Source organism: Hymenobacter sp. B81, assembly GCF_044628455.1.
GTDB lineage: Bacteria > Bacteroidota > Bacteroidia > Cytophagales > Hymenobacteraceae > Solirubrum.
Map to the genome: position 1 here is coordinate 684,473 of NZ_JBIYZW010000001.1, position 25,676 is coordinate 710,148.

Below are 25,676 nucleotides of genomic sequence, written 5' to 3' on the forward strand. Positions count from 1 at the left end.
CGTGCAGTGCGCAATGCCTCTTCGGGGGTCTGTTTTGCTGGGTTCATTGGTCTCGTTCGTCGATTTGCTGCAGCCGGCGCATGGCCAGGGCCTGCAAATGCCTTCCGTTCTGTTTGCGCCCATCGGGACCGAGGGCAGCGTAGCGGGCCTCGAGCTGCGAGGCCGACTCGCGGGGCGGCGGGCCAAACAGGGCGCCCTGCCCAGGTGGTGTCTTGGTCCGTTTCATGCCTGCTCAGCCGGAAACAGGTTCACCCCGCGGCGCCGGAGTTCATCTTCGATAATGCCGCGCTGGGTTTGGTAGTGGCCGGGGTTGGCTTCGAGCAGGGCCAGTTTTTCCAGCAGTTCAGCGGTAGAGCCCGCGCGGTTGACACCGACGAAGGGCAGCCGGGCCGCAGCAGGTGCTGGGGCTGGCGCTGGCGCCACGATGGGGGCCGGCACTGGCGTTGGCTCGGGGGCCAGCACAGGTGCCGACAGGCGGGCTGCCAGGACCTTTTCCAAGCTGGCGAAGCTGGCAGATAATGGCAGCCCCGCCAGCTGGTAGAGGCGGCCCAGCGGCTGCAGCTCATCGGCAAGGGTTTCGATTGACATAAGAGGGGCGGTTATGGGGCCTGCTGCGGAATAAGCAGGCCCCGCTGTTCCAATTCGGTATCGATGAGGGCGACAGCAACGGCGTCGCCCCGGTAAATCCTGCGCAGGCGGTAGAGCTGGTCGGCCTTCTCGGTCGCCAGCCGCCGGCGCACTACTTGGAGCTTCTTGCTCATGGCGCCGGGCCAGCTGGCTGTTTGAGGGGCAGGCCGCGGGTGGTCATTTCCGCTTCGACCAGCTCCAGGCCCGGGCCGCCGCGCTGCTGGAAGTGGGTGTAGAGGTTGAGCAGGTCGCGCTCTTTGGTTTTGGTGAGGGTGCGGGCCAGCGTGCGCCGCATCCACTCGGAGTATTGCTCGTCGGGCATGGCAGGGGCTACATGGGCATGACGGTCTGAAGGCCGCCTATGCGTTTGCGGTGCAATCCAATGTTTGCGGGCTTGGCTTCAATGCCGAGGTAGTGGCGGCCGAGGCGGATAGCTTCCTGCCCGGTGGTTCCGGAGCCGGAGAACATGTCGCACACCAGGTCGCCTACTCGAGATCCGGCCAGAATGCAGGGCAGTATCAGCTCGGGCGGGAACACGGCGAAGTGCGCCTCGCTGTAGGGCTTGGTGGCCACGGTCCACACGCTGCGCTTATTGCGCAGCCCGGTTTCATCTTCCCAGGGCACATGCCCGCACTGGTTTTTTCCGGAGTCCTCGGGCCCTTCGGGGCGGGGTTTGCGCTCTGCGTTGCCGCTGCTGCGCCTGCCGGCGAGGAACTCGCGGTAATAGGAGCCCAGTACCTGGCGCGCCTCTTCGGCCAGCTGCTGCACCTGCTCGGTGTTGCGCCCGGCCCCCGTCTGGGTTTCCAGCGTTTTCCCGTCCGCAATGCCGCAGGCGCGGATGGCATCGAGGTGGGCTTCCGTCAGGCCGCCCTTCTCGGCCAGTTCCAGGGCCCGCAGCAGCTGCGGGCGGGCCTGCACGGCTTTCATGGGCTGGGCGCCGCCGCCGTAGGCCCGGTCGCTGCCGTTTTGTTGCTCGAGATCCTGAGCCAGCCGCGCCACCGACGAAGCGGCCAACGGTTCGGCAATGGCTACGTGGTTGAAGTAGTAGCGGGGCGACTTGCTGAACAGGAAGAGGTACTCGTGGGCTTTCGTGCAGCGGTCGGTGCAGCTTTCGGGCATCGGATTGGGCTTGGCCCAGATGATGTCCTGGCGCAGGTACCACCCATCGGCCTGCATGGCGAAGGCAAAGCGCCAGGGAATGCCGACCAGATTTTTTGCTGGAAGGCCTCCCACCTGCACGTCGGAGCGCGGCACTTCGGTTCGGTCGCGCCGGCGGCTCTGGGTGCGGGCATCGAGCACCTGCTTACGGGCCGCTACCGACTCGGCGCGCCCTCGGCCGGACTGCTTGCCCTGAATCACACCCGTATTGCCGCCGCAGCGGCTGCCGCTGTACGTGTCGCCCAGGTTTACCCAGCAGGTACCGTCTGCCTTCAGGGCCGGCGCCGCCAGCCGGAACACATGCAGCAGGTGGCCGATGAAGGCTTCGGGCGTAGGCTCCAGGCCCAGGCAGCACTCCATCGCCGGCACCACTACCTCGGGCAGCCCAGCCATCGGGGCGTAGCGCACCTCGGGCCAGGAGGTGGGCGGCACGCCGTAGTCGCGCAGGCCCCAGTAGGGCGGCGAGGTGATGAAGGCTTGCACCGAGCAGGCCTCCAACGTGGGCAGCGCCGCCACGCAATCGTTTTGTATGAGTTGGCTGCGCATAACTAAACTGGGCCAGCGTTTTCAGCAAAGGCGCCCATAGGCAGGCGCCACTCGCCAGGATTGAGGAAAATGGGCTCGTGCCACTGAGCTGAGAGGGCGGCCCGTACGTCGGCCTCGCTCACCGGGAAGGGCGTGCCCAGGTCGGCCAGGGCTTCGAGGGCGATGTTGCGTTTGATGGTGCGGTCGAACTCCCGCTCATAGCCGCAGAGTCGGGCGAAGCGCGCGGGCCAGATGTGGCGCAGCGTGGCGAACTGGTCTGGGCCGTTGAAAATGCAGCCGGCGCAGGAGCACCGCGACCAGCCCAGCCGGTACGAGGGGTGCGGGTTCACCCGGTAGTGCTCCAAAATCTCCCACACGCGCTTTTCGGACCAATGATGGACCGGACGCCAGCGGTCGATGTGCCGGCGCAACCTAGGGCTCGTGCGGGCGTCGGCATCGTCGTTTTCAAACCGGGCGTAGTGGGCGCGGCCGGGCGACTCCTGGGCCCGTTCCCCCGAAAGGAAGAGGGTGCGCTTGCCGACGAACCGCTCCTGGTTGCGCAGCGCCGTGCGGGCGTTGTCGATTTTCAGGTAGGCCGAGCACCAGCGCACCGAGAGGTCGGCCGCCACCTGCGGGAAGGCCCGGCGGGTGGAGAGTACGCCGCCGTGGCCGCCGGTTTGCTTCACGATGACCGAGCCATCGGGCTGCGGGGCCTGGAAGCAGATAGGCGCCGTGCGGGCATTCTCGCGCAGCATTTCGCCCTCGAAGCCGCCCACCTTCCACGTCCAGTACAGGGGCACGCCCACGGCCGCGGCGAAGGCTTCGCAGTAAGCGTTGGTGCAAGGCCAGTCCATAAACTCCCCGTCCCAGCCGTCGACACGGTGGTGCCAGAGTTCCAGCTTGCGCAGGTCCACGCCCTGATCGAGCAAGTGCAGCACGCAGGCAACCGAATCTTTGCCGCCGGAAAAGGCAACGATGATGTGGTCGTAGCCGCCCAGGTACACCGGGCATTGCTCGGTAGTGAGGAAGTCGAGCTGGGTTCCCATGGCTAGAAAGGCAGCTCGTCTTTATCCTCGAACTTGCTGGCCGGCATGCGCTTGTTGTCGGGCGCGGCCACCTCATGCGGATTCTCGAACGACTCGCTGCTGGGCAGCGGGCGGAAGTCGCCCTTCTCGCCAGCCGCGTGCGGCGACAGGTCGAAGAAGTAGCCCCGGGCAATCTTGCAGCCGAAGACCAGCTCCCCCGTGGCCCCGTCGCGTTGCTTGGCGATGTCGTAGAGGATGGTATCCGCGGTGCTGGTGCCGTCCTGGTACTCGGCGATGTCGTAGTACTCGCCGCGCCAGAGGAAAATCACCATATCGGCATCCTGCTCGATGGAGCCCGACTCGCGCAGGTCGCTGAGCTGCGGGCGCTTGTCGCCGCCGCGGGTTTCCACCGAGCGCGACAGCTGCGAGAGCAGGATAACCGGGATGTTTAGCTCCTTGGCCACCTCCTTCAGCGAGCGGGTGATGCTGGCAATTTCCTGCTCGCGGTTGCCCGACTTCAGCCCCTTCATGAGCTGCAGGTAGTCGATGACCAGCAGCCGGATGTCGTAAGTGGCCTTCATTTGCTTGGCCCGGGCGCGTAACTGCTGGATGCTCAAGCCTGCCGTGTCGTCGATAAAGACGCGGTCGGACAGCAGGCGGGCCGCCTTGCGCTCCAGTTGGTTGATTTCGTCGAGGCCGCCCGGGAAGTCCGCTTTCGCCAGCTTCTTGTTGGTGTAGCCTTCGACCTCCACGGCCACCAGGCGGCGGGCGAGTTGCAGCTTGGGCATCTCCAGGGAGAACACCCCGACGGGCAGCCCGTCGGCGATGGCCACGGTGTGCACGGCGTGCAGCAGGGCCGCTGTTTTGCCCATGCCCGGCCGGCCGGCCAGCACGATCAGCTCGCCCGGCTGCCAGCCGCCGGTGGCGTCGTTGAGCGCCAGCAGGCCGGTGTTCAGGCCGGTGAGGCCGCGGCGGTCCACGGCGGCACGCATGCGGTCAAACACCTGCGGCATGAGGGCGGCCAGCGTGTCGGCCGGACGGGTTTGCAGCACCTGGTGCAGGTCGTTGAGCACTTGCTGGGCGTCGGCCAGGATGTCGAGCGGGTCGGTCAGCGCGTCGTGGCCGCGCTGTTCCAGCAGCTGGCCCGTGCGGATGACTGTGCGCTGCGCGAAGAGTTCGAGCAGCTTGCGGCAGCGCTTTTCTTGGCCGGCGGCGTTGTCGACCTGCTCGCTGATTTTGGCCAGGTAGGGCAGCCCGCCGATCCGGTGGGCCAGGCCGTGGTCCAGAAAATAGCGGGTGAGGCTGAGCTGGTCGACCGGGTCCCCGGCCTCGTGCAGCGCACGAACGGCGCGGAAAATCACCTGGTGCTTGTCGGCATGGAAGGCCTGCTCGGGCAGCAGCTCCAGCAGCGTGTCGAGCGCAGAGCGTTGGTAGAGGGCGGTGCCGAGCACGACCTGCTCGAAGGCCAGGTCGTGGGGAAGGATGTGCGTGGGCTTCATTGCGCGGCGGGGGCTTTGGTGGCGTCCAGACGGGCGCGGTACTCGGTCACGGTGATTTCCACCATGTCAGCCGGCAGGGGCTTCGGCACATGGGTTTCGGTCATGTCCAGCAGCCAGCAGTCGCCGCAATCGGCCAGGCCGTAGAGGCCGAAGGGGCCGGCGGTGTAGCCGATGGCGCTGTTGTACTGCTGGCGCGAGACCTTCGGCAGGTCGGCCAGCTGCTGGAGCAGCGCGGCGTTGGCCTTGGTGGAGCGGGGGCTGTAAAACGTTTTGCCTTCCGCTTCCCCGCGGCGCTTCCAGCCGCTGGGCTGCTCGGGGAAGTACACACCGGCGATGTTGCCCGAGACGTACCACGAGTCGCTCAGCCACTGCTCCCAGCCGTGGGTAGCGGCGAAGTCCTTGGCGGCTTGGGTGCATGCGGTGATGCGGGTGCGCAGGGCGGTGAGCTTGGCACCGGTTTCGGAATCTTTGGAAACGAGGAATTTCATTAGTCCCAGGATTGCTGTTTGGAGGGAGAAGCCGAGGCCTTCGTAGCCAGGGCGGGGGTGGCGCCAGGGCGCTGCTGTTGCCGGTGGCGCTCATCGGCCAGCTCGGCAGCCCAGTCTTTTTCGGTCCAGGCGCCGTCGGCGTAAGGCATGCCGTCGGGGCCGAGGCTCTGCTCGTGGCCGAGGTAGGTGTCCAGGCCGTGCGAGCTGATGCCGCGCAGCTGGCGGTGGGCCGCATAGGCGGCGAATTGCTGATCGAGGTAAGCCAGTTGGCCGGCTTCATCGAGGGCGCGGCAGAAGCTGACCAGCTGCCCCCAGCGTCGGGCGTTGCGCAGCTCAGTGATTTTCCAGTGAGCGGCGAGCTTGGCCGCTACGCCACGGGCCGCCGGCGAGGCCGGGGAAGAGGGGGCCGCGCAACGGGGAGATGGGGCCCCGGGGCTGGGTGATTCAGGAAGGGAGGAAACTTGCCCCTCACACGCGCCCACGCGAGAGGTTTGGTTTTCTACTACAGAACTAGTTTGGTTTATTGATGAGGCAACATTTTCCAGTGTATTCGGGAGCTGAGAAGCCGAATCAGGTGGGGTCAGCTCCCGAATAGGCTGGAGTTTTGACTGGAAATTTTCCAGTGCATTCTCCAGGGTATCCTCCAGGGAAAACAGGGCGGCATGCCCGGCCAGGCGGTAGGTAGTAGGGGTGCGCTTGTGGCCCGGAACGAAGGCCAGCAGCCCGCTGGTTTGCAGCTTGGCGCGAGCGGCGATAAGGGTTTTCTCCGACAGGCCCAGCGAGGCGCACAGCAGCACGTTTGACTGCTGGAAGGGGTTCTTCCACGTCAGTTCGTTGCAGATGCTCAGCAGGTGGAAATACAGCGCAATCTCCGCCGTCGAAAAGGCTGCCTCCTTGTGCAGCTTCCAGAACCGGTTCGAGAGCTTGATGTAATCCATTTGGGCGGGGGAAGGGGTGCCGCCGGGTTGGGCGGTCATAAGCGGGGCAGCCATGCTTAAGCAGCAGCGAAGAGGGAGGGAGTACCGACGGCGGCCTGCTTCTTGCCCCGGCCGGGCTTCTTGCCGTCCGGGGTGGCCCAGCCGGGTTCGATGGGGCGCTCGGCGTGCAGGGCCTGCAGCACCTGGTGGCAGAGCAGCGCGTCGGTGAGGGCGCCGTGGTGGCCGCGGGTGTTGATGCCGTAGCGGGCGCACACATCGGCCAGGCCGCCTTTGTAGCCGCGGTCCTTGGCCACGTTCATGGTGCACAGCCAGGGGCCGGGCAGCGGGGTGTAGGAGCCCAGGGCGGCGCGGGTGTTCTCCAGCACCGTGCGGTCGGCGGTGACGTTGTGGGCCACCAGCAGCGAGTCGCCGGCCAGCTGGCGGAAGCGTTGCAGCACCGCCTTCACCGGGGGCGCGTTGCGCAGCGAGGCCGTGGTGATGCCGGTAATCTCGGTGACCAGGCCGGGCACGGTCACGAACTCGGGCAGGGCGATGAACGAGGAGAACCGGTCGACTTCCACCCCGTTCACGAAGCGCACCGCGCCCAGCTCCAGCGGCACGTGGCCTTTCGGGATGAACTCAAAATCCAGAACCGTGTAGTCGGAGAGGAACGGCATGGCAGCGGAGGCGGTGAGCGTGACGGCTTCGGGGTCGGCGGCGTAGAGCTTGCCGGTTTTGAGCAGGGCCGCAAACGCCTTGGCTTTGGCTTCGTCGTCGGCCTTCTTCTGCTCGGCGGCCAGGGCCTTGGCCAGCACCGCCTCGTACTCGGCCTGGGTGCAGGGCTCGGCCCCGTGGGGCAGCTCCAGCAGCTGGCCCGGCAGCTCGGCGTACTTGAAAGGGGGCTGCTCGCCCTTTGTCATTTTCTTCTGCCCGTTGCGCCACTGCAGCCAGTCGGTGCTGGGCGTGCTCAGGTCGCGGCGGTAGGTGGCGGGGCTGCGGTACACGAAGCCGTGTTCCAACTCCGTGACCTGCGCCAGGCGGCCGTCGGCGTGGCGGAAGAAGTACTCCTTCTTCCACGCGCACGGCTTCTTGTCGGTGCCCACCAGGTCGAGGCAGAGGTTCGAATGCAGGACGTGGTAGCTCATGGGGAAATGCCAGCAGACAGGTGGAATACAAGGCGTGGCGCTAGGGCCGAAAAAGCCCCCTCCCCGGGGGAGAGGGGGCAAATGGGATTAGGCGACGTTGGCCAGCTGGTGGGCGGCGTTCATCTTCTCTTCGCGCAGCACGTCGCTGGGCGTTTTCGGGTCCATGCCCAGGCGGCGCAGGCGAGCCGCCGTTTCTTCCCCGAGCAGCTCCTCGTTCTGGTGCACGAAGTCGAGCAGCTCCTGGGCATCCTGCTGCCGCTCCTGCTTGCGGGTGGGGATGGTGGTGCGCAGCCCGTCGATAGCCTGGTTGGCGCGGGCCTGCGTCAGCTTGTGGATGTTGAGCAGCATCTTCGACTTCTCCGAGCGGCGCACCACGGGGTGGTTGAGCAGGGCAATGATTTCCTGCTTTTGGGCCGCTTCGGCTGGCGTCTCCCCGTTGGGGTAGCGTTCGGCCGCCGGAGCTACGCCCTCGGCATCGATGCTGGGCATGTCGGGCAGCTGGCCGACGTGGGCCGGGGCGGGCTCGGCAGCGGGTGCCTGAAACGCATTGACCGCCATCGGGGCCGGCGCTTGCTCGGCGACGGGCGCGGGCTCTGCCACGACCTCGGCCGACGTGCCCAGGTCGGGCAGGGCCACCGGCTGCGCGCCCTTGAGCGTGTCCAGCTCGGATTCGTCGAGCATGCCCAGGCCGCAGATGGAGAGGGTGGCGCGGCGCTTGGCCTTGGTTTCGGCCTTCATGTAGGCATTGGCCAGGGCCTCGCCCTTGAGCCCCTCCAGCACCACGGCCCCGGTCGAGGCATCGGTGCGGCCCTTCTTGTCCCGCACGTAGGCCGTGACCACCAGCAGGCCTGCCGGCTGGGCGGTTTCGAGCTTGGTGACGCTCACCCCGTTGAGCTTGCGCAGCTGCTCGGTGCAGGACTTGGTGGCGTACATCACCTCCTTGCCCGAGAGGCGCAGGATTTGAAACGGCTGGGTGTGGGGGTTGAGCTTGAGCGATTCGCAGAGCTGCAGGTAGTAGGCCACGCGGGCGGCGGGGTCCATTTTCGACAGGTCGCCGGCCAGCACCAGCTTCTCAATGGTTTCGCGGGAAACCGTGGAGGCCGTCGAACGAGCAGCCACGGCGGGGGTATTCGAATTTTCAGACATCTTTGTGGCGGGAAATCGTTGATTGAATGGCCCGCGGGTGGCACCCCGCGGGTCGTTTGCGTTTTAGCGGGCCGCTACCCGCGGGGCCGGGCGCTCGGGGTCGTGCTGCAGGTAGGCGCGGCGCTGGCACGAGGCCAGCAGCAGCACGGCGAAGAGCAGCACCCAGAGCAGGTGGTCGGACTCGGCTTGGCGGCGCACGTCGGCGACCATCTTGGGCAGCGGGCCGGACCAGGTGAAGACGGGGACTTTCATGGGGCGCTAGAACAGCAGGCAGTAGATCAGGATCAGGCAGCCCACAGCCGCCAGGGCGCAGCCGGCGGCAAGGCCCAGGGCGCGGTTGAAGCGGCGCTCGGCGCGGTGGTAATCGAGTTCGGTGGGCATGGCGGTGGGATCAGGAAGCGATGCGGAGTGAGCTGTTGCTGGCGAGGGCCTGACGCTGGCTGTAGTCCTTGCAGCTTTCCCGCGAGTAGAGGCACTTCTTGCCGTCTTTGCGGTAGAGGACTTTGCCCCGCTGCGGCGTTTTGCTGCGCTGCACCAGCAGGGTGGAGCGCGAAATGCCGAGGATTTGCAGGGCCTTCTCCGTATCGACCCACTGGTCGGCATCCTGCCGAATCGCGTCGATGTCGCGTTGCAGCTTGGCGCACAGCCGCTCCAGGGCTGCGATGCGGGCGCCATACCCGTCCAATTCTTCGAGGGTGGTACTCATGGTCAGTAGGCGACAGAAAGCGGGGCGTCATCCTCCTGCATGGCCCGGGCCACCTCGATGTCAGCGATGCGGAAATCCACTTCCTCGGTGAGGTGCGGCTTTTGGCGCTTCACCGTGCGGCCCACCCGGCGGATTTCATCCAGCGGAGCGAAGCGCGTGAGGTGACCGGGCAGGTGCTGCGAGTCGACCTCCTTCAATTCGATGAGGTTGACCGGGCCGATGGGGGCGGCAGACGCGTTTGAGGAAGTGATGCGGAGATGATTCATTATCTTTGCGATGCGTGATGGGTGACTCTGCGGAGTTGTCCAGGAGCCCTCGGTTGGTAGCACAGCCGGGGGCTTTCGTGCTTTTAGGCGGCCCGCAGGTATTGAGCCGTGCGGCGCGGGTAGCGCACCAGATCGCCGTCGGCGTAGTCCTCCACCGCCAGCTCGGTCAGGTGGGTAGGAGCGGGGCCGAAGAAGACTTCCCGCACGAAGTCGGGGGCATGCTCCGTGGCTAGGCGCAGGGCCGAGCCCGTGTGGCCCGCCACGTACAGGCTCAGGCCATCCGGGGTGCGGGCATAGCCCAGCAGCGGCACCGGCGGCAGCAGCACACCGGTGGTGGCGCACCGAACGCTGAGCAGGTCGCCTGCACCGAGGCATTTGAGGGAGAGGGTGGCGCCGTCAGGTAGCAGCTGACGACGCACGGCGGTGGAGTTCTTTTTCACGATGCGTGATGAGTGAAGGGGTTGGAAATGAATTAGGCGGCCGGCTGCAGCTGCTCAGCTTGCCACTGGGCGAAGCCGGCCGGATTGGTTTCGCGGGCGAGGGTTTCGACAGCAGGCCAATACTTCGAAGTGGTGTTTTCGAGGTTCACCACGCTCGAGAGGGTACCGGGGTATTTGCACCCGGTTAGCTGCGAAAGCCGCTTGATGAAGCCGTCGGGCATCATAGCCCGGATGCTCAACGGAGGTGCTTGATTTTCCTTAGCCATTTCTAGAGGTGGCGTATATTGCGCCTGTTGTTCTTTTTCTTCTTCAAATCTCTAGATATCTCTACGGAATGTCAAGAGATGTGAAGAATAAAATCTAGAAATATATCGAATGCCTGAAGATAGCTCTGTGCATCAGCGTATTGCAGAAATGATCAAAACGCTGGCAGACGGCAACCAATCGGCTTTTGGGCGGGCTGTGGGCATCGCCACCGGCACTCTGGCCGGATTCATTGGGGAACGCCAGGTAAAACCTGGGTTCGAGATATTGCAGAAGATCGGCCGGGCGTACCCTCAGGTGCGCTGGGAGTGGCTGATGTTCGGAGAGGGGAGCATGCTGAAGAAGGATGACCCCGAGGTGCAACTGCGGAACATGCTCGTACACGCAGATGCTCTTTCTAATAATGAGCTGGCGCAGAAATACGAGGAGTTGATTCGGCGGGCATCAGAATCCCTTGACGAGCCCCGAGTGGTGAGCTCTGAGGAAGGCGACACCATCATTGCTCCTGTAGTCAACTACAAAGCGGCCGCCAACTACGCGAGTGGCTACAACAGCCAGGAGCACCCTGAGCAGCTCGATGTGATGAGCTTCCCCAAATACATGGTCCGGGGCAGCACCCACACGGTATTCCCTGTGGTGGGCGACTCAATGACGCCCACGTTCCTTAACCGAGATTACGTCTGGTGTCGCTTCATTCCGAAAAGCGACTGGCGCTACCTCTCCCGTAGCCTGGCTGACAGGAAGGTTTATGTGGTGGTAAGTAAGCCAAACGGCCTACAGATAAAACGTGTGAGTCTTGATGGCACCGACTGCCTGCGCTGTGAAAGCGACAATCGGCAGCTAAATCCACCATTTACCCTGGAGTTCGACGAGATAGAGCAGATATGGGAGGTGCAGTGGCGCATCACCAATAATTTCGAGAGCCTAACCGATACGCTTGGTGATAAGGTGAATTCGCTCGAAGACAAATATGAAATGCTAAATGAGCAGGTAATGGCACTGCTGCGCGCAAATAATCTCCCTATTGTTAAATAATTAATTAAAAATAATTATGGCGTTTCGATTTCGGAAAAGCTTTAAAATTCTGCCGGGGGTAAAAATTAATGTGAGCCCCAGCGGATTTAGCACTACCATTGGCGGCCGCGGGGCCAGCTACAATATCAACCACCGGGGCGGCAAGACAAACGGCGTGCCGGGCAAGCCGTCGAAACTCGCTGCAGGCTGTTTGTGGCTGGTCGCCGGCCTTGGGCTCGTGTTCGCTGGAATCATCGTTTGGCTGGTGGCCTTCGATCATGGTCGCCCGCCATACAAACACCCCGTTATCGTGAAGGGGCAGGGCGTACACGCCAGGCGATACGCTTCTACCGAGTCCCATTCCGACGTGGTAGGCGCCGTATCCACTGGTGACACGCTGGAATTGGAAGGAATGGAGGGGAAGTGGTGCCGCGTAAATTCTTACGACCCCAAGTCGCCGTTGCGGGATAAAGGCGAGGTGTATGTATTGCGGGAATATTTAATAATTCCCGATTCCACCTTAAAGGCCGTCGGGGCTATTTATTAAAATGCCCGCCACATTTAAAATAGTCCTGGCCGCCAAGGCCGACAGCGACGGCCTCTTCGATGTGCGCCTGCGCATCACCGTAAACCGCGTGGTGCGCTACCTCAACACGGGCGTGGCGGTGAAGGCGAAGGACTGGAACGCAAAGGCCACCACCGACCGCGAGAACTGGATCAAGGGCAGCAACCACGACCACTCCGACCACAACGACACACTCTTCGCCTGGCTGCGCCGCGGCAAGAAGCTGGCACAGGCGTACCCGGATTGGTCGGCCGACCAGCTGAAAGCGGCGCTGAGCAACGGCGACCTGGACCCCGCGGCCCCCGACTTCTTTGCGTTCTGCCGCCGCCGGCTGGCGCAGGCCCAGGTGCAGGTCGACGACGTGCACCGCCGCGGCAAGGGCGCGCAGCTGCTCAGCCAAGGCACCATCGACAACCGCAGCCAGGTGGTGGAGGAGATGGCCAAGTGGGCCGCCCGGCCGCTGCCCGTGCCCCGGCTGACGGCCACTAAAATCAAGGCCTACGAGGAGTACCTGCTCAACGAGGTAGGTAACAAGGCCAACACCGTCACCAAAAAGCTGGGCATCCTGCGTACACTCATCCGCGACGCCATCCGGGCCGGCCTGCTCACGCCCGACAAGGACCCGATGGCGCTCTACGAGTTTCCCCGCTCCAAAGTAAAACGCGTCTGGATGAGCCGGGAGGAGGTCGAGGTGTTGGCCGAGGCCGAGCTGACCCCCACCCAGCACGCGGCCCGCGTGGTGTACTTCCTGCAGTACTACGCCCACGGCTCGCGCATCGGCGCCATCCTGCGCCTGAAGTGGAAGGACCGCCGCGGCGGCCGCGTGTACTTCCTCGTCGACAAGGGCACCCGCATCAAGGACGTGGAGGAAACGCCCGAGCTGGGCGCCCTGCTCGACAGCCTGCGCCCGGCCGGCGGTCCGCCTGACCCAGAAGCCTACGTGCTGCCCTACCTGCCGGCGGACTTCGAGCGGCTGCACCCCAAGCAGCAGCTCTACCAGACGCGGCTGGCCATCTCGCGCATCAACGCCGCCTTGGGCCGCGCCAGCGGCAGCCTGAGCCTGGGCAAGAAGCTCACCTCGCACGTTGCCCGGCGCACGCTGGCCACCTTGTCGGAGCGCATCCTGGGCGGCGACCTGCGCCAGGTGGGTGGGTTGCTGGCCCACACCAACACGCGCACCACCCAGATTTACCTGCAGGACCTGGACACCCACACCGTCGACGAGGCGGCGCGCACGGTGTACCAGGCGTTGTCAGGTAAAACACAGGTAAAACAACACCCCGCCACGGGCGCGCAAACACCGCCTGGCGACGGGGCGGAAAATCCCGCAGAAAGCCCCAAAAAAGCAGCCTCCTAAGCAATCACCGCTTACCGTTGCGTGAATGTTATAGTAGGTGCTCGATTTCTGCTACGTAACCCAGGGTGCCGGGGCGGTGGCGGCGGAAAAGTGGCTGGGCCGCCAGGGCCTGGATGCCGCCCGCTGCGGCCTGGCCAAAGTGCCCCACCTGACCGATTTGTACGCCCTGTTCGTCGACCGCTCGGCTGACGCAGGTCTGGGCTACCGAGGCCTGGTGCGCGACGCCGAGGCTTCCAACGACGTGCAGCTTTCGGCCGTGCCGAAGGGGGAGGAGCCGGTGGCCTACCTGTCGTTTAACCGCAACGGCTACAGCACGTACTGCCGCGTGTACCGCGAATACTGGGATTGGGTGGCCCGGCGCAACGCCGAGCGCTACCAGAACACCGTGCAGCACGGCAAAAACTACGACGCCAAGAACATGCTGCACGTGTTCCGGCTGCTGCAGATGGCCGAGGAAATTGCCTTGCACGGCCAGCTGCTGGTGCGGCGCCCCAACCGCGAGTTTCTGCTGCAAATCCGCCGCGGCGAATTCGAGTACGAGGCCCTGGTAAGCCAAGCCGAGGAGCTGGTGAAGCGGGTCGAGGCGGCCTTTGCCGACTCCCCTCTGCCCGATGAGCCCGACCGCCGCGCCGTGGAGCAGCTGCTCATCCAAACTCGCCGGGAATTTTACGCCGGCCGCCAATAATAAAGGACCCCGCGGGGTCCTTTATTATTTACTTGAAAACCGGTCCTTACCTGCTGAATAGCAAGATGCTATTAACGCGGCGAAACCGAATATTATTGGGCGCCGGCGGGGCTAAAACCGCGTAGTGCGCGGGGTGGCCCGCAGGCTGTGCGTAGCGGCTTTGGCGCGCTTCAGGTGACCCGCTTTGCTGCGGCGCTGGCGCTTGGAGAATTTGGCCCCCTTGTATTTCTTATACACCGGGCGGTGAGTAAAAACGCGGCCCTTCATTTTGGCGCGGGCGTAGGCACTGGGGCGGCCCGCTTCAACCGGCGAGGCAATGGTGCCCACGAGCAGGGCAAAACACAGCAGCAGAATCCTGATCATGGGCGAAAATGTTGGGGGTGACGGATCAAACTTGGGTTGCCACCTGAAAATGTTGTGCCATTTCCCGGCCCGGCCCCGGTAATTAATTTCCCGAACTACCGTCCGCCGGCCCATGAAACCGCGGTAAAAATAATTATAACCTCTGTTGTTCAGGTGGTTAATGCTTAGGGCGGGCGCGCTTCATTTTTTTAATTTTTAGAAGCCGATGGTAACCAGGCAACCGATAATTGGCGCCGGAGGCCTAAGTCATTCCGGTATAACCGGGCTGATTGTCCTGAATTTATTCCGAAAAATATTCGGCAGGTCCGGCTAAAGCCGGGGAATTTTCGCCGGCTATTGTGGAAAGCCCCGCTGGGCCGCATCCACTGGAAACGACTGCTCCCGCCCGGCTGGCCACCGGCCGGGGCAGGCCGACCTCCGCGCCCGTTTCCACCGTTGCTTATGTTCCGACCTGTACTTCTCGGCCTCCTCGGCGTGCTCTTTTCCGTCGTTGCCCACGCCCAGCAGCCCCTGGCTCAGGCCCGCCAGACCAGCTTCCTCACCAAGGTTTTTCGCCTCACCAACGAGCAGGCCCGCTACCTCTACGAGCACGACCTGCGGGGCGCCCGTCCCGAGTTCTTCCGGCAGCCCGTCGACTCGTTTCCCACCGACAGCGCCTACCGCCGCCCGCGGCGCCCGCTGCCGCCCGGCTACTACCTTGTGGCCCACACCGAAGGCCCGGAGCTGGTGTACTGGCTCCGCTCCGAAACCGACCGGCAGGTGCTGGTGCTCGACAACCAAGTCGACCTGACCCTGCTCGTGCGCGACTCGCTGGGCCGGCTGCTGCCCGACGCGCAGGTGGCGCTGGCCCGGCGCCGCGTGCCCTACGACGCCGCAACCGGAACCTACCGCCGCCCCCGGGGCGGGCGCGCGGGCCTGCTGGCCGTGAGCTACCGCGGGCGCACCACCTACCACGCCCTGAAGCAAACCTTCCCGTACGCCCGCGACGAGTACGGCGAGGCTCCCCGCTGGCGGCGAACGTCCGCGGCGCTGCTGCGCGGCGGGCGGCGCGTGCTGTTCGGCTTCCCGCTGGGCTACCTCAGCCGCCCGGTGCGCCGCTTAGTTGGCGACCTGCGGCAGGCCTCTTACGTGACTACCGGGCCGGTTGGGCTGCTGCGCTCGGTGTTCAGCGAGGACGTGCGCGAGGAACGCCGGCAGGACCGGGCCAACGGCTACCGCAATACCGGGCGCGGCCGCCGCGAGTGGACCAGCTACGTGGCCTTCAGCAAGCCCCAGTACCGCCCCCGCGCCGACACCCTGCAGCTGAAGGTTCGCCTGCTGCGCCGCCCCGATGGCCGCCCGGCCCGCCGCCGGCTCACGCTGTGGCTGGGCGGCAGCGCGGGCCAGGATAAAAAGCTGGCCGTGCTCAAACCCCGGCGCCCCGGCACCTACCAGTACGCCCTGCCCCTCACCGACACCCTGGGCCTGCGCGCCGATACCTACGTGCAGCTGCGCCTGGCCACGCGCCGCGGCATGACCCTGGCCAGCGGCCAGTTTCGCCTGGCCGACTACGAGCTGAAAAACACGCGCTACGCCCTGCGCGTGGGTGAGCCGGAGCACCGGCGCGGCGCCCCGCAGGCCCTGATCATGCGCGGCACCGATGCCAACGAGCTGAACCTTGCCGACGCCCGCGTACAGCTCAGCCTGGTACCCGTCGGCGCCCCCGGGGCCTTCGCCGGGCGGCAGCTGTTCGTGCCCGACACGCTTTGGCGCCACGCCGGCCCGCTCGCCGCAGCAGGGGAGACCCGCCTGGAAGTGCCGGCTGCGCGCTTTCCGGCGGCCGACTTCCGCTACGAGGTGCACGCGGCCTTTCTGAACGCCGACAACGAGCGGCACCGCCAGACGGTAACGGTGCCCTTTCGCTACGACCCCGGCCAGCTGTCGGTGACGCTGGCCGGCGACTCGGTGCAGCTGCGCTACCTGTACCTGGGCCAGTCGCGGCCGCACCGGGCCCGGCTGGAAGTAGCCAGCGGCAGCGAGCTGCAAGCCGGCCCCGCGAGGGCGACGCCGGTGCGGCTGCCGCTCACCGTGCCCCTCGATGCCCGGGCCACCGACTACACCCTGCGCGACTCCCTGGGGCGCCGGGCGGGCCTCGAGCTCAACGAGCAGAACGCCGGCCTCGCGTTGCGCTCCGAGCGCACCGCCGACTCCATCTTCCTGGCCATCGACAACCCGCGCCGGCTGCGGTTCTGGTGCTACGTGTACCGCGCCAACCGCCTCGTGTACCGCCGCTACGCCGGGCCCGACTGGCAGCTGGCCCTGCCGGCGCGCACCGCCGAGCCCTGGTACGTATCGGTGCACTACCTCTGGGGCGAGCAGATGCAAAGCCGGGAGTACAACGTGCCGTTGCACCAGCGCAACCTGCTGATCCATTCCGATATGCCCGCCGTGGCCTACCCCGGTCAGCGCCTGCAGCTCAACTTCACTGTAACCGACGGCGCCGGCCGCCCCGTGCCCCAGGCCGACCTGACGGCCTATGCCTACACCAGCAAGTTTGACCAGGCCGCGGCCCCGGCTCTGCCCGGTTTCGAGCGGCCCCTGCGGGGGCGGGCGTCGTTGCGCCGCTTTCGGGTGGAGGCGGCCGGGTTCGAGAATGCGGCCGACCAAACCCGGCACCAGCCCCTGCGCTGGCGCGAATGGGCACCCCGCCTGGGGCTCGACTCGCTGCGCTTCTACCAGTTTCTGTATCCCGAGTTCGGCCAGTTTCACGAGTACCACCCGGCGCCGGGCGGGCTCACGCAGCTAGCCCCGTTCGTGGTTGATTCGGGGCGGGTGCGGCCGCCCATTGCGGTGTATGTCGACGGCGTGCCGGTGTACGTGCGCGACGTGAACCAGCAGGACCCCTACAGCTTCGTGGCCGACAGCGGCTACCACACCGTCAGCATCCGCACGGCCCGGCACCTGGTCACGCTGCGCGACGTGTACCTGCGCCACCTGCACAAGCTCACGCTCAGCATCGACGTGAACCAGCGCTGCCAGGAGCTGGCGGTGGAGTCGCGGCCGGTGTTTCTGGCCCAGGAGCAGTTTACGCTCAGCCGCTCGCTGCTGATGGTCGACGACCACGTGCCCATCGGCACCCTGCTGCGCCAGGGCAACCGCCTGCAGGCCCTGGCCCAGCCGGCCTACGGACGGCCCCGGCTGGCCGGCCCCTTCCGCCCCGACTCGGTGCTGCTGCGCCAAGCCGACGGGCTGCGAGCCAAGTTCGTGTTCGAGCCGCTGTTTCGCTACAGCGTGCAGCCCGGCCTGCTCAAGCTGCGCAGCATCGAGCCCACGGCTTTTGGCCCCCTCAGCGGCTACGGCTTTCCGGCCGGGCTTCCGCTGGCCGGTTTCGCCCATACCGAAGCCGCGCTGCGGCCCGCGGGCGCCGCCAGCGGCAACGGCCGGAACTCCCCGCTGCGTTTCGCCTTCGACAGCTACTGGAATCCCCGGCTCACCGTTCCCGAGCAGACCCCGGCCGGTCAGGGGCGGCTGGAAATCCGCCTGCCCGACCGTCCGAAGCCGGATGCCTGGCCGCGGGCACATTTCCTGCTGCTGACCCGGCCCGCTGCGCCCGGCTTTCAGCGGCTGCAGCCGGGACTGGGCACGGTGCACGCGCTGCCCCCCGGGCGCTACCGGGTAGCCGTGCTGCTGGCCGACAGCTCCCTGTGGCTGCCGACCGAATTGGTGGAGGTGCGCGCCGACGGCGTAACGTACCTGCAGCTGCGCGCCACCGATTGGCAGCCGCCCGGCCCCCGCGGCCGCAGCATCGGGCAGCTGGTGCGCCGCCTGGCCGCCGCCCACGCGCGGGAGGAAGCCCAACCGGCGCGCCGGGAAATCAACGTGGCGCGCCCCGTCACGGCGCCGGGCCACTGGGTCGCGCTGAGCGGACAGGTTACTGACCGCCGAACCGGGGAGGGCCTGGCCGGCGCTACGGTGCTGGTGAAAGGCACCACCATCGGGGTGTCAACCAACGCCGACGGCAGCTACTCCCTGACGGTGCCGCCCAATGCGCGGGCGCTGATGATTACCTCGGTCGGCTACCTGGCCGTGGAGCGCGCCATCGACGGCACTACCGTCAACGTGTCGCTGGCCGGCGACACCAAGCAGCTGTCGGAAGTGGTGGTGACCGGGTACGGGGGAAGGGCAGTAAGAGACATTACCGGTTCGGTAACCGTGGTCAGTTACGATGCGGCGCTGCAGGGGCGCGTGGCCGGGGTGCAGATTACCGGCGGCGCGCCGGGGGGCGGCATCCGCATCCGCGGGGTCAATTCCCGGGCGGGCGCCGGCTCCCCGCTGATTATCGTCGACGGCCTGCCGTTCGTGGGCCGCGTGCAGGACCTGGACCCGGCCGCCATTGCCAGTGCGCAAACCCTGACGGGGGCGTTGGCTACGGGCATTTACGGCAGCCGGGCCGCCAATGGCGTCATCATCATCACCACCAAAGCGGACTCGCCCGAGCGCCTGGCCCAGGCGACGGATCTGCTTGCCGGCAGCTCGGCCCGCGACCCGCGCCTGGCGCTGCGCCGCCGCTTTGCCGACGTGGGCTGGTGGCAGCCTACGCTCGTGACCGACGCCCAGGGCCGCGCCCGCGCCACCATTACCCTGCCCGACGACGTGACCGGCTGGGATGCCTTCGTGCTGGGTTCCGACGACCGCGGCCGCACGGGCAGCGCCACCGGCCGGCTGCGCTCCTTCAAAGCCCTGCTGGCCGAGCTGGCCGTGCCGCGCTTCCTGGTGGCCGGCGACCGGGTGCAGGTGCTCGGCAAGACTCGCAACTACCTGCCCGATAGCGCGCAGGTAACCACCGCGTTTCGCGTGAACGGGGCCGAGCTGCGTCGCCGGCAGCACCGCGTGGCGGCCGCAGCCCTCGACACGCTGACGGTTACCGCTCCCGCCGCCGACTCGCTGCAGCTGACCTTCGGCCTGACGCAGGCCAGCGGCTACCAGGACGGTGAGCAGCGCCCGATTCCGGTGCTGCCGGCCGGCACCCGCGAGCAGGTGGGCACGTTCCTGACCTTGGCCGCCCCCGACACCCTGCTGCAGCTGCCGGCCTTCGACCCGGCGCTGGGAACGGTGACGCTGCGCCTGGAAAGCGACCCGCTGCCGGCTATCCTGTCGGAGATTAGGCACCTGCAGGCCTACGCCTACCTCTGCAACGAGCAGGCCGCATCCAAGCTCAAAGCTCTGCTGCTGGAGCAGCGCATCCGCGGGCTGCGCGGCGAGACCTTCCAGGGCGAGCGGCAGGTCAACTACCTCATTCGCAAGCTACAAAGCGGCCGCCGGCCCGAGGGCCTTTGGGGTACCTGGCCCACGTCGTCCGGTAGCGGCTGGGCTACCGCGCACGTGCTGGAAGCCCTGCTGAGCGCCGAAGCAGCCGGTTTCCGGGTGGCCCTCGAGCGCGACAAAGTGGGGCAGTACCTGCTCGGCGAGCTGGATGCCAGCCTGGCCGCGGGTGGCGCGCCCGGCCCCGCCGGCCGGCGCTACTTCGGCACCCCCGACGACCCGCTCCGCCTGCTGCAGCTGCTGCACCGCCTCGGAACCCCGGTTGATTACCGCACCTACCTCGACCGCCTGGCCCGCCGGGAATCCGGCCGCCAGCCCCTCGACCGCTACCTGGCCCTCACCGAACTGCGCCAGCAACTGCGCCTGCCCTATCAGCTGGATACCCTGCGGCGCTACCGGCTGGCCACGGCCGTGGGCGGCGTGCGCTACGACGATACCCTACGCCCGGGCTTGTACTACCGGCACCTGCTGGCTTCGGCGGTGGGCAGCTCGCTGCTGGCTTACCGGGTACTGCGCCGGCACGGCGGGCACGAGGCCGAGCTCACCCGCCTGCGCGTGTATTTGCTGGGGCTGCGCAGCGCCGGCCACTGGCGCAGTACCTACGAGGCCGCGCAGATTCTGGAAACCATCGGCCCCGATCTGTTTGCGCCCGGCTTGCCGGCCGCCGCGGCCCGGGTAGAGCTGAGCGGCGCCGTCAGCCAGCACGTAACGCAGTTTCCCTTCGAGGTCCAACTCAGCCCGACCGGGGCGGGAGTAAGCCTGCGCAAGCAGGGCACGCTGCCGGTGTACGCCAGTGCCCACCAGGTTTTCTGGAATCCGGTCCCGGCTGCCCGGGCCACGCCATTCGGCGTGAGTACCACGCTGGCCGGGCAGGCCGGTACCCGGGTGAAGCTGCGGGCCGGGCAGCCCGCCGAGCTGGTGGTAACGGTGGAAAGCGCGGCTGAGGCCCGCTACGTGCTGGTGGAAGTGCCCATTCCGGCCGGCTGCTCCTACGGCGACCAGGCGCTGGGCAATTCTTTCGAGGTGCACCGCGAGTACCTGCGCCACCAGGCGGGCATTTTCATCGACCTGCTGCCCGCCGGGCGGCACACCTTCCGCATTGCCCTGCAGCCGCGCTACCGCGGCCGCTACACCGTGAACCCGGCCAAGGCCGAAATGATGTACTTCCCCACCCGGTTCGGCCGCTCGGCCAGCAAGCAGTGCGAGGTGGAGTAGGGGCCGCCCGGCATAAAAAAGCCGACTTCGGGCGGCAGCGGCTTTTTTATGCCGGGCCGGCTGCGGACCTTGCCCGGAACTTATCCCCGGAATAATGACCCAAGAACCAGCTCTGCTTACCGCGCAAATCCGCGCCGCCCTGCTGGGCCTGGCCGTGGGCGACGCGCTGGGCGTGCCCGTGGAGTTCGAAAGCCGCGCCCGGCGGAGCCTCGACCCCGTGGTAACCATGCGCGGCTACGGCACCCACCAGCAGCCCGCCGGCACCTGGTCCGACGATGCCTCGCTCACGTTTTGCCTGGCCCAGGCCATTGCCGACGGCTTTACCCTGCAGCTAGCCGCCGACTACAGCTGCCGCTGGTACTACGACAACCTCTGGACGCCCCACGGCTCGGTATTCGACATCGGCGTGACCACCCGCGAAGCGCTGGGCCGTCTCCACGCCGACCCCACCCTGTTGCTGGCGGGCCGCCGCGATGAGTACAGCAACGGCAACGGCTCGTTGATGCGCATTCTGCCGCTGGCGTTCTACGGAGTTGATTGGCCGTTGGCCAGCCGGTTTCAGCTGATCCACGACGTGTCGGCCATTACGCACGGCCACGTGCGCTCGGCCGTGGGCTGCTGGCTGTACCTGGAAATGGCACGACACCTGCGGGCCAGTTGCCCGCCGCCGGCGGCCTACGAGCGACTGGTAGCCGATGCCCCAGCCCAGCTGCGGCAGCTGAACCTCGCGCTCGACGAAACCGCCCACTTCGAACGTATTGTTAGCGGTGCCCTGCCCGATGTGCCGGTGCAGGACCTCGGCAGCTCGGGCTACGTGCTGCACACCCTGGAAGCCGCCCTGTGGTGCCTGCTGCGCCACGACACCTACGCCGAAACCGTGCTGGCCGCCGTGAACCTGGGCGACGACACCGATACCACCGGCGCCGTGACCGGCGGCCTGGCCGGCCTGTACTACGGCGAAGCCGCCATCCCACCCGAGTGGCGGCAAACCCTGGCCCGCCGAGCCGACATCGAGGCGCTGGCCGCCCGCATGGCAAATACGTTGGCAGCTATCAGCTGAAAATTGCTGGCACAACGCGCCCAAGAAAAGGGCCCGCTGCGGAAGCAGCGGGCCCTTTTCTTGGGCGCGTTGTATGTAACCGTGCTCAGAGCAGGCAGTACGCCTTACTGACAACTGACAACTGACAACTGACAACTGACAACTGACAACTGACTACGCATCCATCACCACGCCCATCTTGCTGAATTTGTCGATGCGCTGGGAAATGCGCTCCTCGGCGGGCACCGCCTCCAGTTCGTCCAGGGTTTTGGTCAGGGTTTTTTTCAGCGCCTGAATCATTTTCTGCGGGTCGGTGTGGGCGCCGCCCAGGGGCTCCTTCACGATACCGTCGACCAGGCCGGCCTTGAGCATGTCGGTGGCCGTGAGCTTGAGGGCTTCGGCGGCCTGCTCCTTGTAGTTCCAGGAGCGCCACAGAATGCTCGAGCACGACTCGGGCGAAATCACCGAGTACCAGGTGTTTTCCAGCATCAGCACCCGGTCGCCAATGGCAATGCCCAGGGCGCCGCCCGAGGCACCCTCGCCGATGATGACGCAGATGACGGGCACCTTGAGCATGAACATCTCGCGCAGGTTGCGGGCAATGGCCTCGCCCTGGCCGCGCTCTTCAGCCTCCAGGCCGGGGAAGGCGCCGGGCGTGTCGATGAGCGTGACGATGGGCTTGCCGAACTTCTCGGCCAGCTTCATCAGCCGCAGCGCCTTGCGGTAGCCTTCGGGGTTGGGCATGCCGAAGTTGCGCAGCTGCCGCTGCTTGGTGTTACGGCCTTTCTGCTGACCGATAAACATCACGGTGCGGCCGTCGAGCTCGGCAAACCCACCCACCATGGCCTTGTCGTCGGCCACCGTCCGGTCGCCGTGCAGCTCGATGAACTTCTGGGTAATGCCCTCGATGTAGTCGAGCGTGTAGGGGCGGTCGGGGTGGCGCGAGAGCTGCACGCGCTGCCAGCGGGTGAGGTTGGCGTAGGTTTCCTTTTTAAGGGCCTTAATCTTGGCCTCCAGCGCCTCAACGGCTTCCGATACGTCGACCTGGCTTTCCTGCGCCAGTTTCTGCATTTCGCGGAGCTTGCCTTCGAGGGCGGCAATGGGTTGTTCGAAGTCCAGGAGCATAGCCTAACGTGGCGGCTGGGGCGCGCCGCGCAGTCGTTTGTTAAACGGTGGGAAATGAAGGAGGGCAAAGGTAAGCGAACGGGCGCAAGCAAGCGCCGGCATTTTTACCGGACCCGGGCTAAAATTTTTGTGGTTGGAAATCAGCTATAACAGCCTTCAAGGGCTGCTTTTCGGGAAAAAGTTTGGCCGGGGTCTTGCAGGAGCCCCCAAAGCCCGCCTACCTTTGCAACGCAATCGGGGAAACGCCCCGGCTATTGCAGCCTGGTTCGGTAGTTCAGTTGGTTAGAATGCCGCCCTGTCACGGCGGAGGTCGCGGGTTCGAGTCCCGTCCGGACCGCAAAAAGCCCCTCAAGCGCAAGCTCGAGGGGCTTTTTCGGTTTTCAGCCCAACTGCGGGGGCGGGGCATCCGCAACCGGCTCGGCCCGGAAAAAAAGTTTGACGTTTAGCAGCTTCACTGCCAACGGACTACGGGTTTTTGGTGGTTGCGGCGGGGTATAAAGGTCGAGCTTGGGTTGTAAATCTGAAGCCGGGCCTTACCTTTGCAACGCTCTAAGGGAAAGCAACTGGTTTTCCCGTCGGCATCTGGTTCGGTAGTTCAGTTGGTTAGAATGCCGCCCTGTCACGGCGGAGGTCGCGGGTTCGAGTCCCGTCCGGACCGCAAAAAGCCCCTCAAGCGCAAGCTCGAGGGGCTTTTTCGGTTTTCAGCCCAACTGCGGGGGCGGGGCATCCGCAACCGGCTCGGCCCGGAAAAAAAGTTTGACGTTTAGCAGCTTCACTGCCAACGGACTACGGGTTTTTGGTGGTTGCGGCGGGGTATAAAGGTCGAGCTTGGGTTGTAAATCTGAAGCCGGGCCTTACCTTTGCAACGCTCTAAGGGAAAGCAACTGGTTTTCCCGTCGGCATCTGGTTCGGTAGTTCAGTTGGTTAGAATGCCGCCCTGTCACGGCGGAGGTCGCGGGTTCGAGTCCCGTCCGGACCGCAAAAAGCCCCTCAAGCGCAAGCTCGAGGGGCTTTTTCGGTTTTCAGCCCAACTGCGGGGGCGTAGACGAAGTGTTGCGGGTAGGTTTGTAGGAGGGAGGTTCAGCAGACCATATCGAGTACCGGGGCCGCGGCGGGCACGGCTCCACCGTGCCGGTGAAAGAAGGCCGCGATTGATTCGGCCAGGCGCTGCTGCTCGGTGGCGTCGGGCTGGGTGTGGGCCGAGCGCGGTACAGACATGTAGAGTCGGGCGCCGTCGCGGGCGGCGTTGCGGTGGATATACACGGTCGTTTGCCAGCGCCGCGCGCTTTCCCATACCTCAAATCCCAGAGCAAGCAGGTATGAATCGTCCATGAATCGGGCAGTGCGGTGAGCCCTGAAGCCGGGCTACCGCAAGTAACGCAACTGCTGCCGGTTAGGATATCACATGATGATGTGAGAAAGCCAAGGGACGCCTTACCGCCAATAGCTCAAGTATCAGGGGGGTATACGCGGCGAGCGGCCGGGGGATTAAGCAACGGGTGCAGGGAAATCATGATGTGGATATAGTTCAATGTGGTTTTATTTGTATTTATTAGAATAGTTAATTTTTATTGCCATGATATTGCTTGTTGACTTGAAATTGTTTTAAATTTGGTAAGGCAAACGCATTTTAGTTTTTCTGGAATATGTCCAAATTTGTACTTCTTTCTGCAGTGCTGTTGGTCTTCAGCAACAGCCTATCCTGCGCTGCTGAGGCAGCCGTTTCCACCCACCAGGACCTCGCCCAAGTGGAGGCCCGGCCCATGCCCCGTAGCGTGCGCGCCAAAACCAAGCACCGCGCCTACACGCCCCGCCCCAGCTTCAAGCGCTACAAAGGGGCCGGCAATGCCCACCGGGGCATCTGGCGGTATTTCCACTAGGCCCGGCCCATTGCGGGTAGCCGCCGGGGAGGAATGGGGCAGATTCGGCCGTTTGCGCATCTTGCGGCCATGAACGTCTATTCCCTCGATACCGGTTTGTTCAAGCTCGACGGCGGCGCCATGTTTGGCGTGGTGCCCAAGTCGCTGTGGAACAAGCTCAACCCCGCCGACGCCAACAACATGTGCACCTGGGCCCTGCGCTGCCTGCTCATCGAGGACGGCAACCGCCTGGTGCTGGTCGACACGGGCATTGGTGACAAGCAGGACGCCAAGTTTCGCGGGCACTTCTACCTGCACGGCGACGATACGCTCACGGATTCGCTGTACCGCCTGGGCTTCGGCCCGGCCGACGTAACCGACGTGCTGCTTACCCACCTGCACTTCGACCACTGCGGCGGGGCGGTGCGGCGCACGGGCGAGGACCGCCTGGAGCCGGCTTTTCCGCAGGCTACCTATTGGTCGAACCAAGCCCACTGGGATTGGGCCGTGCAGCCCAATGCCCGCGAGAAGGCCTCCTTTTTGCAGGAAAACATTCTGCCCCTGCAGGAAAGCGGGCAGCTGCGCTTCCTCGACCCCGCAGCCGGGCTGGCCGACACGCTGCCCATGCTGCACGAGCTGCGTTTCGTGGACGGCCACACCGAGCAGATGATGCTGCCGGTGCTCGACTACCGGGGCCGCACGCTGGTATTCTGCGCCGACCTGATTCCCTCGGCCGGTCACCTGCCCTTGCCCTACGTGATGAGCTACGACGTGCGCCCCCTGCAGACCCTGAGCGAGAAAGAGCAGCTGCTGGCCCGCGCCGCGGCCGAAAACTGGGTGCTGGTGTTCGAGCACGACGCCCAGGTGGAAGCCTGCACCGTGGAGCAAACCGAGCGCGGCGTGCGCCTGGCCCAGACCCTGCGCCTCACCGACTTATAAGCTGCACG

General features: G+C 65.6%; 28 protein-coding genes and 3 tRNA genes. 11 read left to right on the forward strand and 20 right to left on the reverse strand.

Annotated elements, in window-relative coordinates:
• Positions 1 to 43: 43 nt before the first annotated feature.
• The 17 genes from ACE191_RS03005 to ACE191_RS03085 all read right to left on the reverse strand — a co-directional run bounded on the left by ACE191_RS03005 (position 44) and on the right by ACE191_RS03085 (position 10,166).
• Complete coding sequence (locus ACE191_RS03005; protein ID WP_400190701.1) at positions 44 to 226, reverse strand: hypothetical protein; 183 nt, start codon at positions 224 to 226, stop codon at positions 44 to 46.
• Positions 223 to 588 (reverse strand): hypothetical protein, encoded by a 366-nt coding sequence (locus ACE191_RS03010; protein WP_400190702.1) that lies wholly within the window; start codon positions 586 to 588, stop codon positions 223 to 225. Before ACE191_RS03010 ends, ACE191_RS03005 begins: the two co-directional genes overlap by 4 nt.
• Before the next feature lie 11 nt (positions 589 to 599).
• Positions 600 to 761 (reverse strand): hypothetical protein, encoded by a 162-nt coding sequence (locus ACE191_RS03015; protein ID WP_400190703.1) that lies wholly within the window; start codon positions 759 to 761, stop codon positions 600 to 602.
• Positions 758 to 949 (reverse strand): hypothetical protein, encoded by a 192-nt coding sequence (locus ACE191_RS03020; protein ID WP_400190704.1) that lies wholly within the window; start codon positions 947 to 949, stop codon positions 758 to 760. Before ACE191_RS03020 ends, ACE191_RS03015 begins: the two co-directional genes overlap by 4 nt.
• Positions 950 to 957: 8 nt before the next feature.
• Entirely contained in the window at positions 958 to 2,331 is a 1,374-nt protein-coding gene (locus ACE191_RS03025; protein WP_400190705.1) for a DNA-methyltransferase, read from the reverse strand.
• Between the two features lie 2 nt (positions 2,332 to 2,333).
• Positions 2,334 to 3,356: a phosphoadenosine phosphosulfate reductase family protein gene (locus tag ACE191_RS03030; protein ID WP_400190706.1), complete on the reverse strand. Its 1,023-nt coding sequence runs from the start codon at positions 3,354 to 3,356 to the stop codon at positions 2,334 to 2,336.
• A 2-nt stretch (positions 3,357 to 3,358) separates the two neighbouring features.
• A complete protein-coding gene (gene dnaB / locus ACE191_RS03035; protein ID WP_400190707.1) occupies positions 3,359 to 4,834 on the reverse strand; it encodes a replicative DNA helicase in 1,476 nt (491 codons plus the stop codon).
• On the reverse strand, positions 4,831 to 5,322 hold the full coding sequence (locus ACE191_RS03040) for a hypothetical protein (protein ID WP_400190708.1): 492 nt from the start codon (positions 5,320 to 5,322) through the stop codon (positions 4,831 to 4,833). Before ACE191_RS03040 ends, dnaB begins: the two co-directional genes overlap by 4 nt.
• The gene (locus tag ACE191_RS03045; RefSeq protein ID WP_400190709.1) at positions 5,322 to 6,260 is read right to left on the reverse strand and encodes a hypothetical protein; all 939 of its coding nucleotides are present in this window, start codon (positions 6,258 to 6,260) and stop codon (positions 5,322 to 5,324) included. Before ACE191_RS03045 ends, ACE191_RS03040 begins: the two co-directional genes overlap by 1 nt.
• Before the next feature lie 56 nt (positions 6,261 to 6,316).
• Positions 6,317 to 7,384 (reverse strand): PolC-type DNA polymerase III, encoded by a 1,068-nt coding sequence (locus ACE191_RS03050; RefSeq protein WP_400190710.1) that lies wholly within the window; start codon positions 7,382 to 7,384, stop codon positions 6,317 to 6,319.
• 87 nt (positions 7,385 to 7,471) lie between these two features.
• A complete protein-coding gene (locus ACE191_RS03055; RefSeq protein ID WP_400190711.1) occupies positions 7,472 to 8,530 on the reverse strand; it encodes a hypothetical protein in 1,059 nt (352 codons plus the stop codon).
• A gap of 63 nt (positions 8,531 to 8,593) precedes the next feature.
• Positions 8,594 to 8,782: a hypothetical protein gene (locus tag ACE191_RS03060; RefSeq protein ID WP_400190712.1), complete on the reverse strand. Its 189-nt coding sequence runs from the start codon at positions 8,780 to 8,782 to the stop codon at positions 8,594 to 8,596.
• A 6-nt stretch (positions 8,783 to 8,788) separates the two neighbouring features.
• Positions 8,789 to 8,911 (reverse strand): hypothetical protein, encoded by a 123-nt coding sequence (locus tag ACE191_RS03065; protein WP_400190713.1) that lies wholly within the window; start codon positions 8,909 to 8,911, stop codon positions 8,789 to 8,791.
• A gap of 10 nt (positions 8,912 to 8,921) precedes the next feature.
• Positions 8,922 to 9,236, reverse strand: coding sequence for a hypothetical protein (locus tag ACE191_RS03070; RefSeq protein WP_400190714.1), 315 nt, complete (start codon positions 9,234 to 9,236; stop codon positions 8,922 to 8,924).
• Between the two features lie 2 nt (positions 9,237 to 9,238).
• A complete protein-coding gene (locus ACE191_RS03075; RefSeq protein WP_400190715.1) occupies positions 9,239 to 9,502 on the reverse strand; it encodes a hypothetical protein in 264 nt (87 codons plus the stop codon).
• An 83-nt stretch (positions 9,503 to 9,585) separates the two neighbouring features.
• Positions 9,586 to 9,942 (reverse strand): hypothetical protein, encoded by a 357-nt coding sequence (locus tag ACE191_RS03080; protein ID WP_400190716.1) that lies wholly within the window; start codon positions 9,940 to 9,942, stop codon positions 9,586 to 9,588.
• 32 nt (positions 9,943 to 9,974) lie between these two features.
• Complete coding sequence (locus ACE191_RS03085; RefSeq protein ID WP_400190717.1) at positions 9,975 to 10,166, reverse strand: hypothetical protein; 192 nt, start codon at positions 10,164 to 10,166, stop codon at positions 9,975 to 9,977.
• A gap of 151 nt (positions 10,167 to 10,317) precedes the next feature.
• Here ACE191_RS03085 and ACE191_RS03090 point away from each other — a divergent pair, with 151 nt between their 5' ends.
• Genes ACE191_RS03090 through ACE191_RS03105 form a run of 4 tightly spaced genes read left to right on the forward strand, consistent with a single transcriptional unit; the run spans position 10,318 to position 13,827 of the window.
• The gene (locus ACE191_RS03090) at positions 10,318 to 11,241 is read left to right on the forward strand and encodes a helix-turn-helix transcriptional regulator (protein WP_400190718.1); all 924 of its coding nucleotides are present in this window, start codon (positions 10,318 to 10,320) and stop codon (positions 11,239 to 11,241) included.
• 16 nt (positions 11,242 to 11,257) lie between these two features.
• Positions 11,258 to 11,767 carry a DUF4236 domain-containing protein gene (locus tag ACE191_RS03095; protein ID WP_400190719.1) on the forward strand — a complete coding sequence of 170 codons (510 nt, stop codon included), beginning with the start codon at positions 11,258 to 11,260 and terminating at the stop codon, positions 11,765 to 11,767.
• Between the two features lies 1 nt (position 11,768).
• Positions 11,769 to 13,142 carry a tyrosine-type recombinase/integrase gene (locus ACE191_RS03100; RefSeq protein ID WP_400190720.1) on the forward strand — a complete coding sequence of 458 codons (1,374 nt, stop codon included), beginning with the start codon at positions 11,769 to 11,771 and terminating at the stop codon, positions 13,140 to 13,142.
• 37 nt (positions 13,143 to 13,179) lie between these two features.
• On the forward strand, positions 13,180 to 13,827 hold the full coding sequence (locus ACE191_RS03105) for a hypothetical protein (protein ID WP_400190721.1): 648 nt from the start codon (positions 13,180 to 13,182) through the stop codon (positions 13,825 to 13,827).
• Between the two features lie 111 nt (positions 13,828 to 13,938).
• On the opposite strand, the gene ACE191_RS03110 is transcribed toward ACE191_RS03105, so the two are convergent.
• A complete protein-coding gene (locus ACE191_RS03110; protein ID WP_400190722.1) occupies positions 13,939 to 14,190 on the reverse strand; it encodes a hypothetical protein in 252 nt (83 codons plus the stop codon).
• 441 nt (positions 14,191 to 14,631) lie between these two features.
• On the opposite strand from ACE191_RS03110, the gene ACE191_RS03115 reads away from it, so the two are divergent.
• Together ACE191_RS03115 and ACE191_RS03120 are read left to right on the forward strand one after the other, a co-directional pair.
• Positions 14,632 to 20,706: a carboxypeptidase-like regulatory domain-containing protein gene (locus ACE191_RS03115; protein WP_400190723.1), complete on the forward strand. Its 6,075-nt coding sequence runs from the start codon at positions 14,632 to 14,634 to the stop codon at positions 20,704 to 20,706.
• Positions 20,707 to 20,800: 94 nt separating this feature from the next.
• On the forward strand, positions 20,801 to 21,766 hold the full coding sequence (locus ACE191_RS03120; protein ID WP_400190724.1) for an ADP-ribosylglycohydrolase family protein: 966 nt from the start codon (positions 20,801 to 20,803) through the stop codon (positions 21,764 to 21,766).
• Positions 21,767 to 21,919: 153 nt separating this feature from the next.
• On the opposite strand, the gene ACE191_RS03125 is transcribed toward ACE191_RS03120, so the two are convergent.
• Complete coding sequence (locus ACE191_RS03125) at positions 21,920 to 22,870, reverse strand: acetyl-CoA carboxylase carboxyltransferase subunit alpha (protein ID WP_400190725.1); 951 nt, start codon at positions 22,868 to 22,870, stop codon at positions 21,920 to 21,922.
• Between the two features lie 263 nt (positions 22,871 to 23,133).
• Between ACE191_RS03125 and ACE191_RS03130 the strand changes: the two genes are divergently transcribed.
• From ACE191_RS03130 to ACE191_RS03140, 3 genes are all read left to right on the forward strand, one after another.
• Positions 23,134 to 23,207 (forward strand) — tRNA-Asp (locus tag ACE191_RS03130).
• 247 nt (positions 23,208 to 23,454) lie between these two features.
• Positions 23,455 to 23,528: transfer RNA gene (locus tag ACE191_RS03135), tRNA-Asp, on the forward strand.
• Positions 23,529 to 23,775: 247 nt separating this feature from the next.
• Positions 23,776 to 23,849: transfer RNA gene (locus ACE191_RS03140), tRNA-Asp, on the forward strand.
• A gap of 101 nt (positions 23,850 to 23,950) precedes the next feature.
• Here ACE191_RS03140 and ACE191_RS03145 read toward each other — a convergent pair.
• Positions 23,951 to 24,202, reverse strand: a complete 252-nt coding sequence (locus tag ACE191_RS03145; RefSeq protein ID WP_400190726.1) for a hypothetical protein — start codon at positions 24,200 to 24,202, stop codon at positions 23,951 to 23,953.
• A gap of 341 nt (positions 24,203 to 24,543) precedes the next feature.
• Between ACE191_RS03145 and ACE191_RS03150 the strand changes: the two genes are divergently transcribed.
• Together ACE191_RS03150 and ACE191_RS03155 are read left to right on the forward strand one after the other, a co-directional pair.
• Positions 24,544 to 24,750 (forward strand): hypothetical protein, encoded by a 207-nt coding sequence (locus tag ACE191_RS03150; protein WP_400190727.1) that lies wholly within the window; start codon positions 24,544 to 24,546, stop codon positions 24,748 to 24,750.
• A gap of 69 nt (positions 24,751 to 24,819) precedes the next feature.
• Positions 24,820 to 25,668 (forward strand): MBL fold metallo-hydrolase, encoded by an 849-nt coding sequence (locus ACE191_RS03155; protein ID WP_400190728.1) that lies wholly within the window; start codon positions 24,820 to 24,822, stop codon positions 25,666 to 25,668.
• Positions 25,669 to 25,676 lie beyond the last annotated feature (8 nt).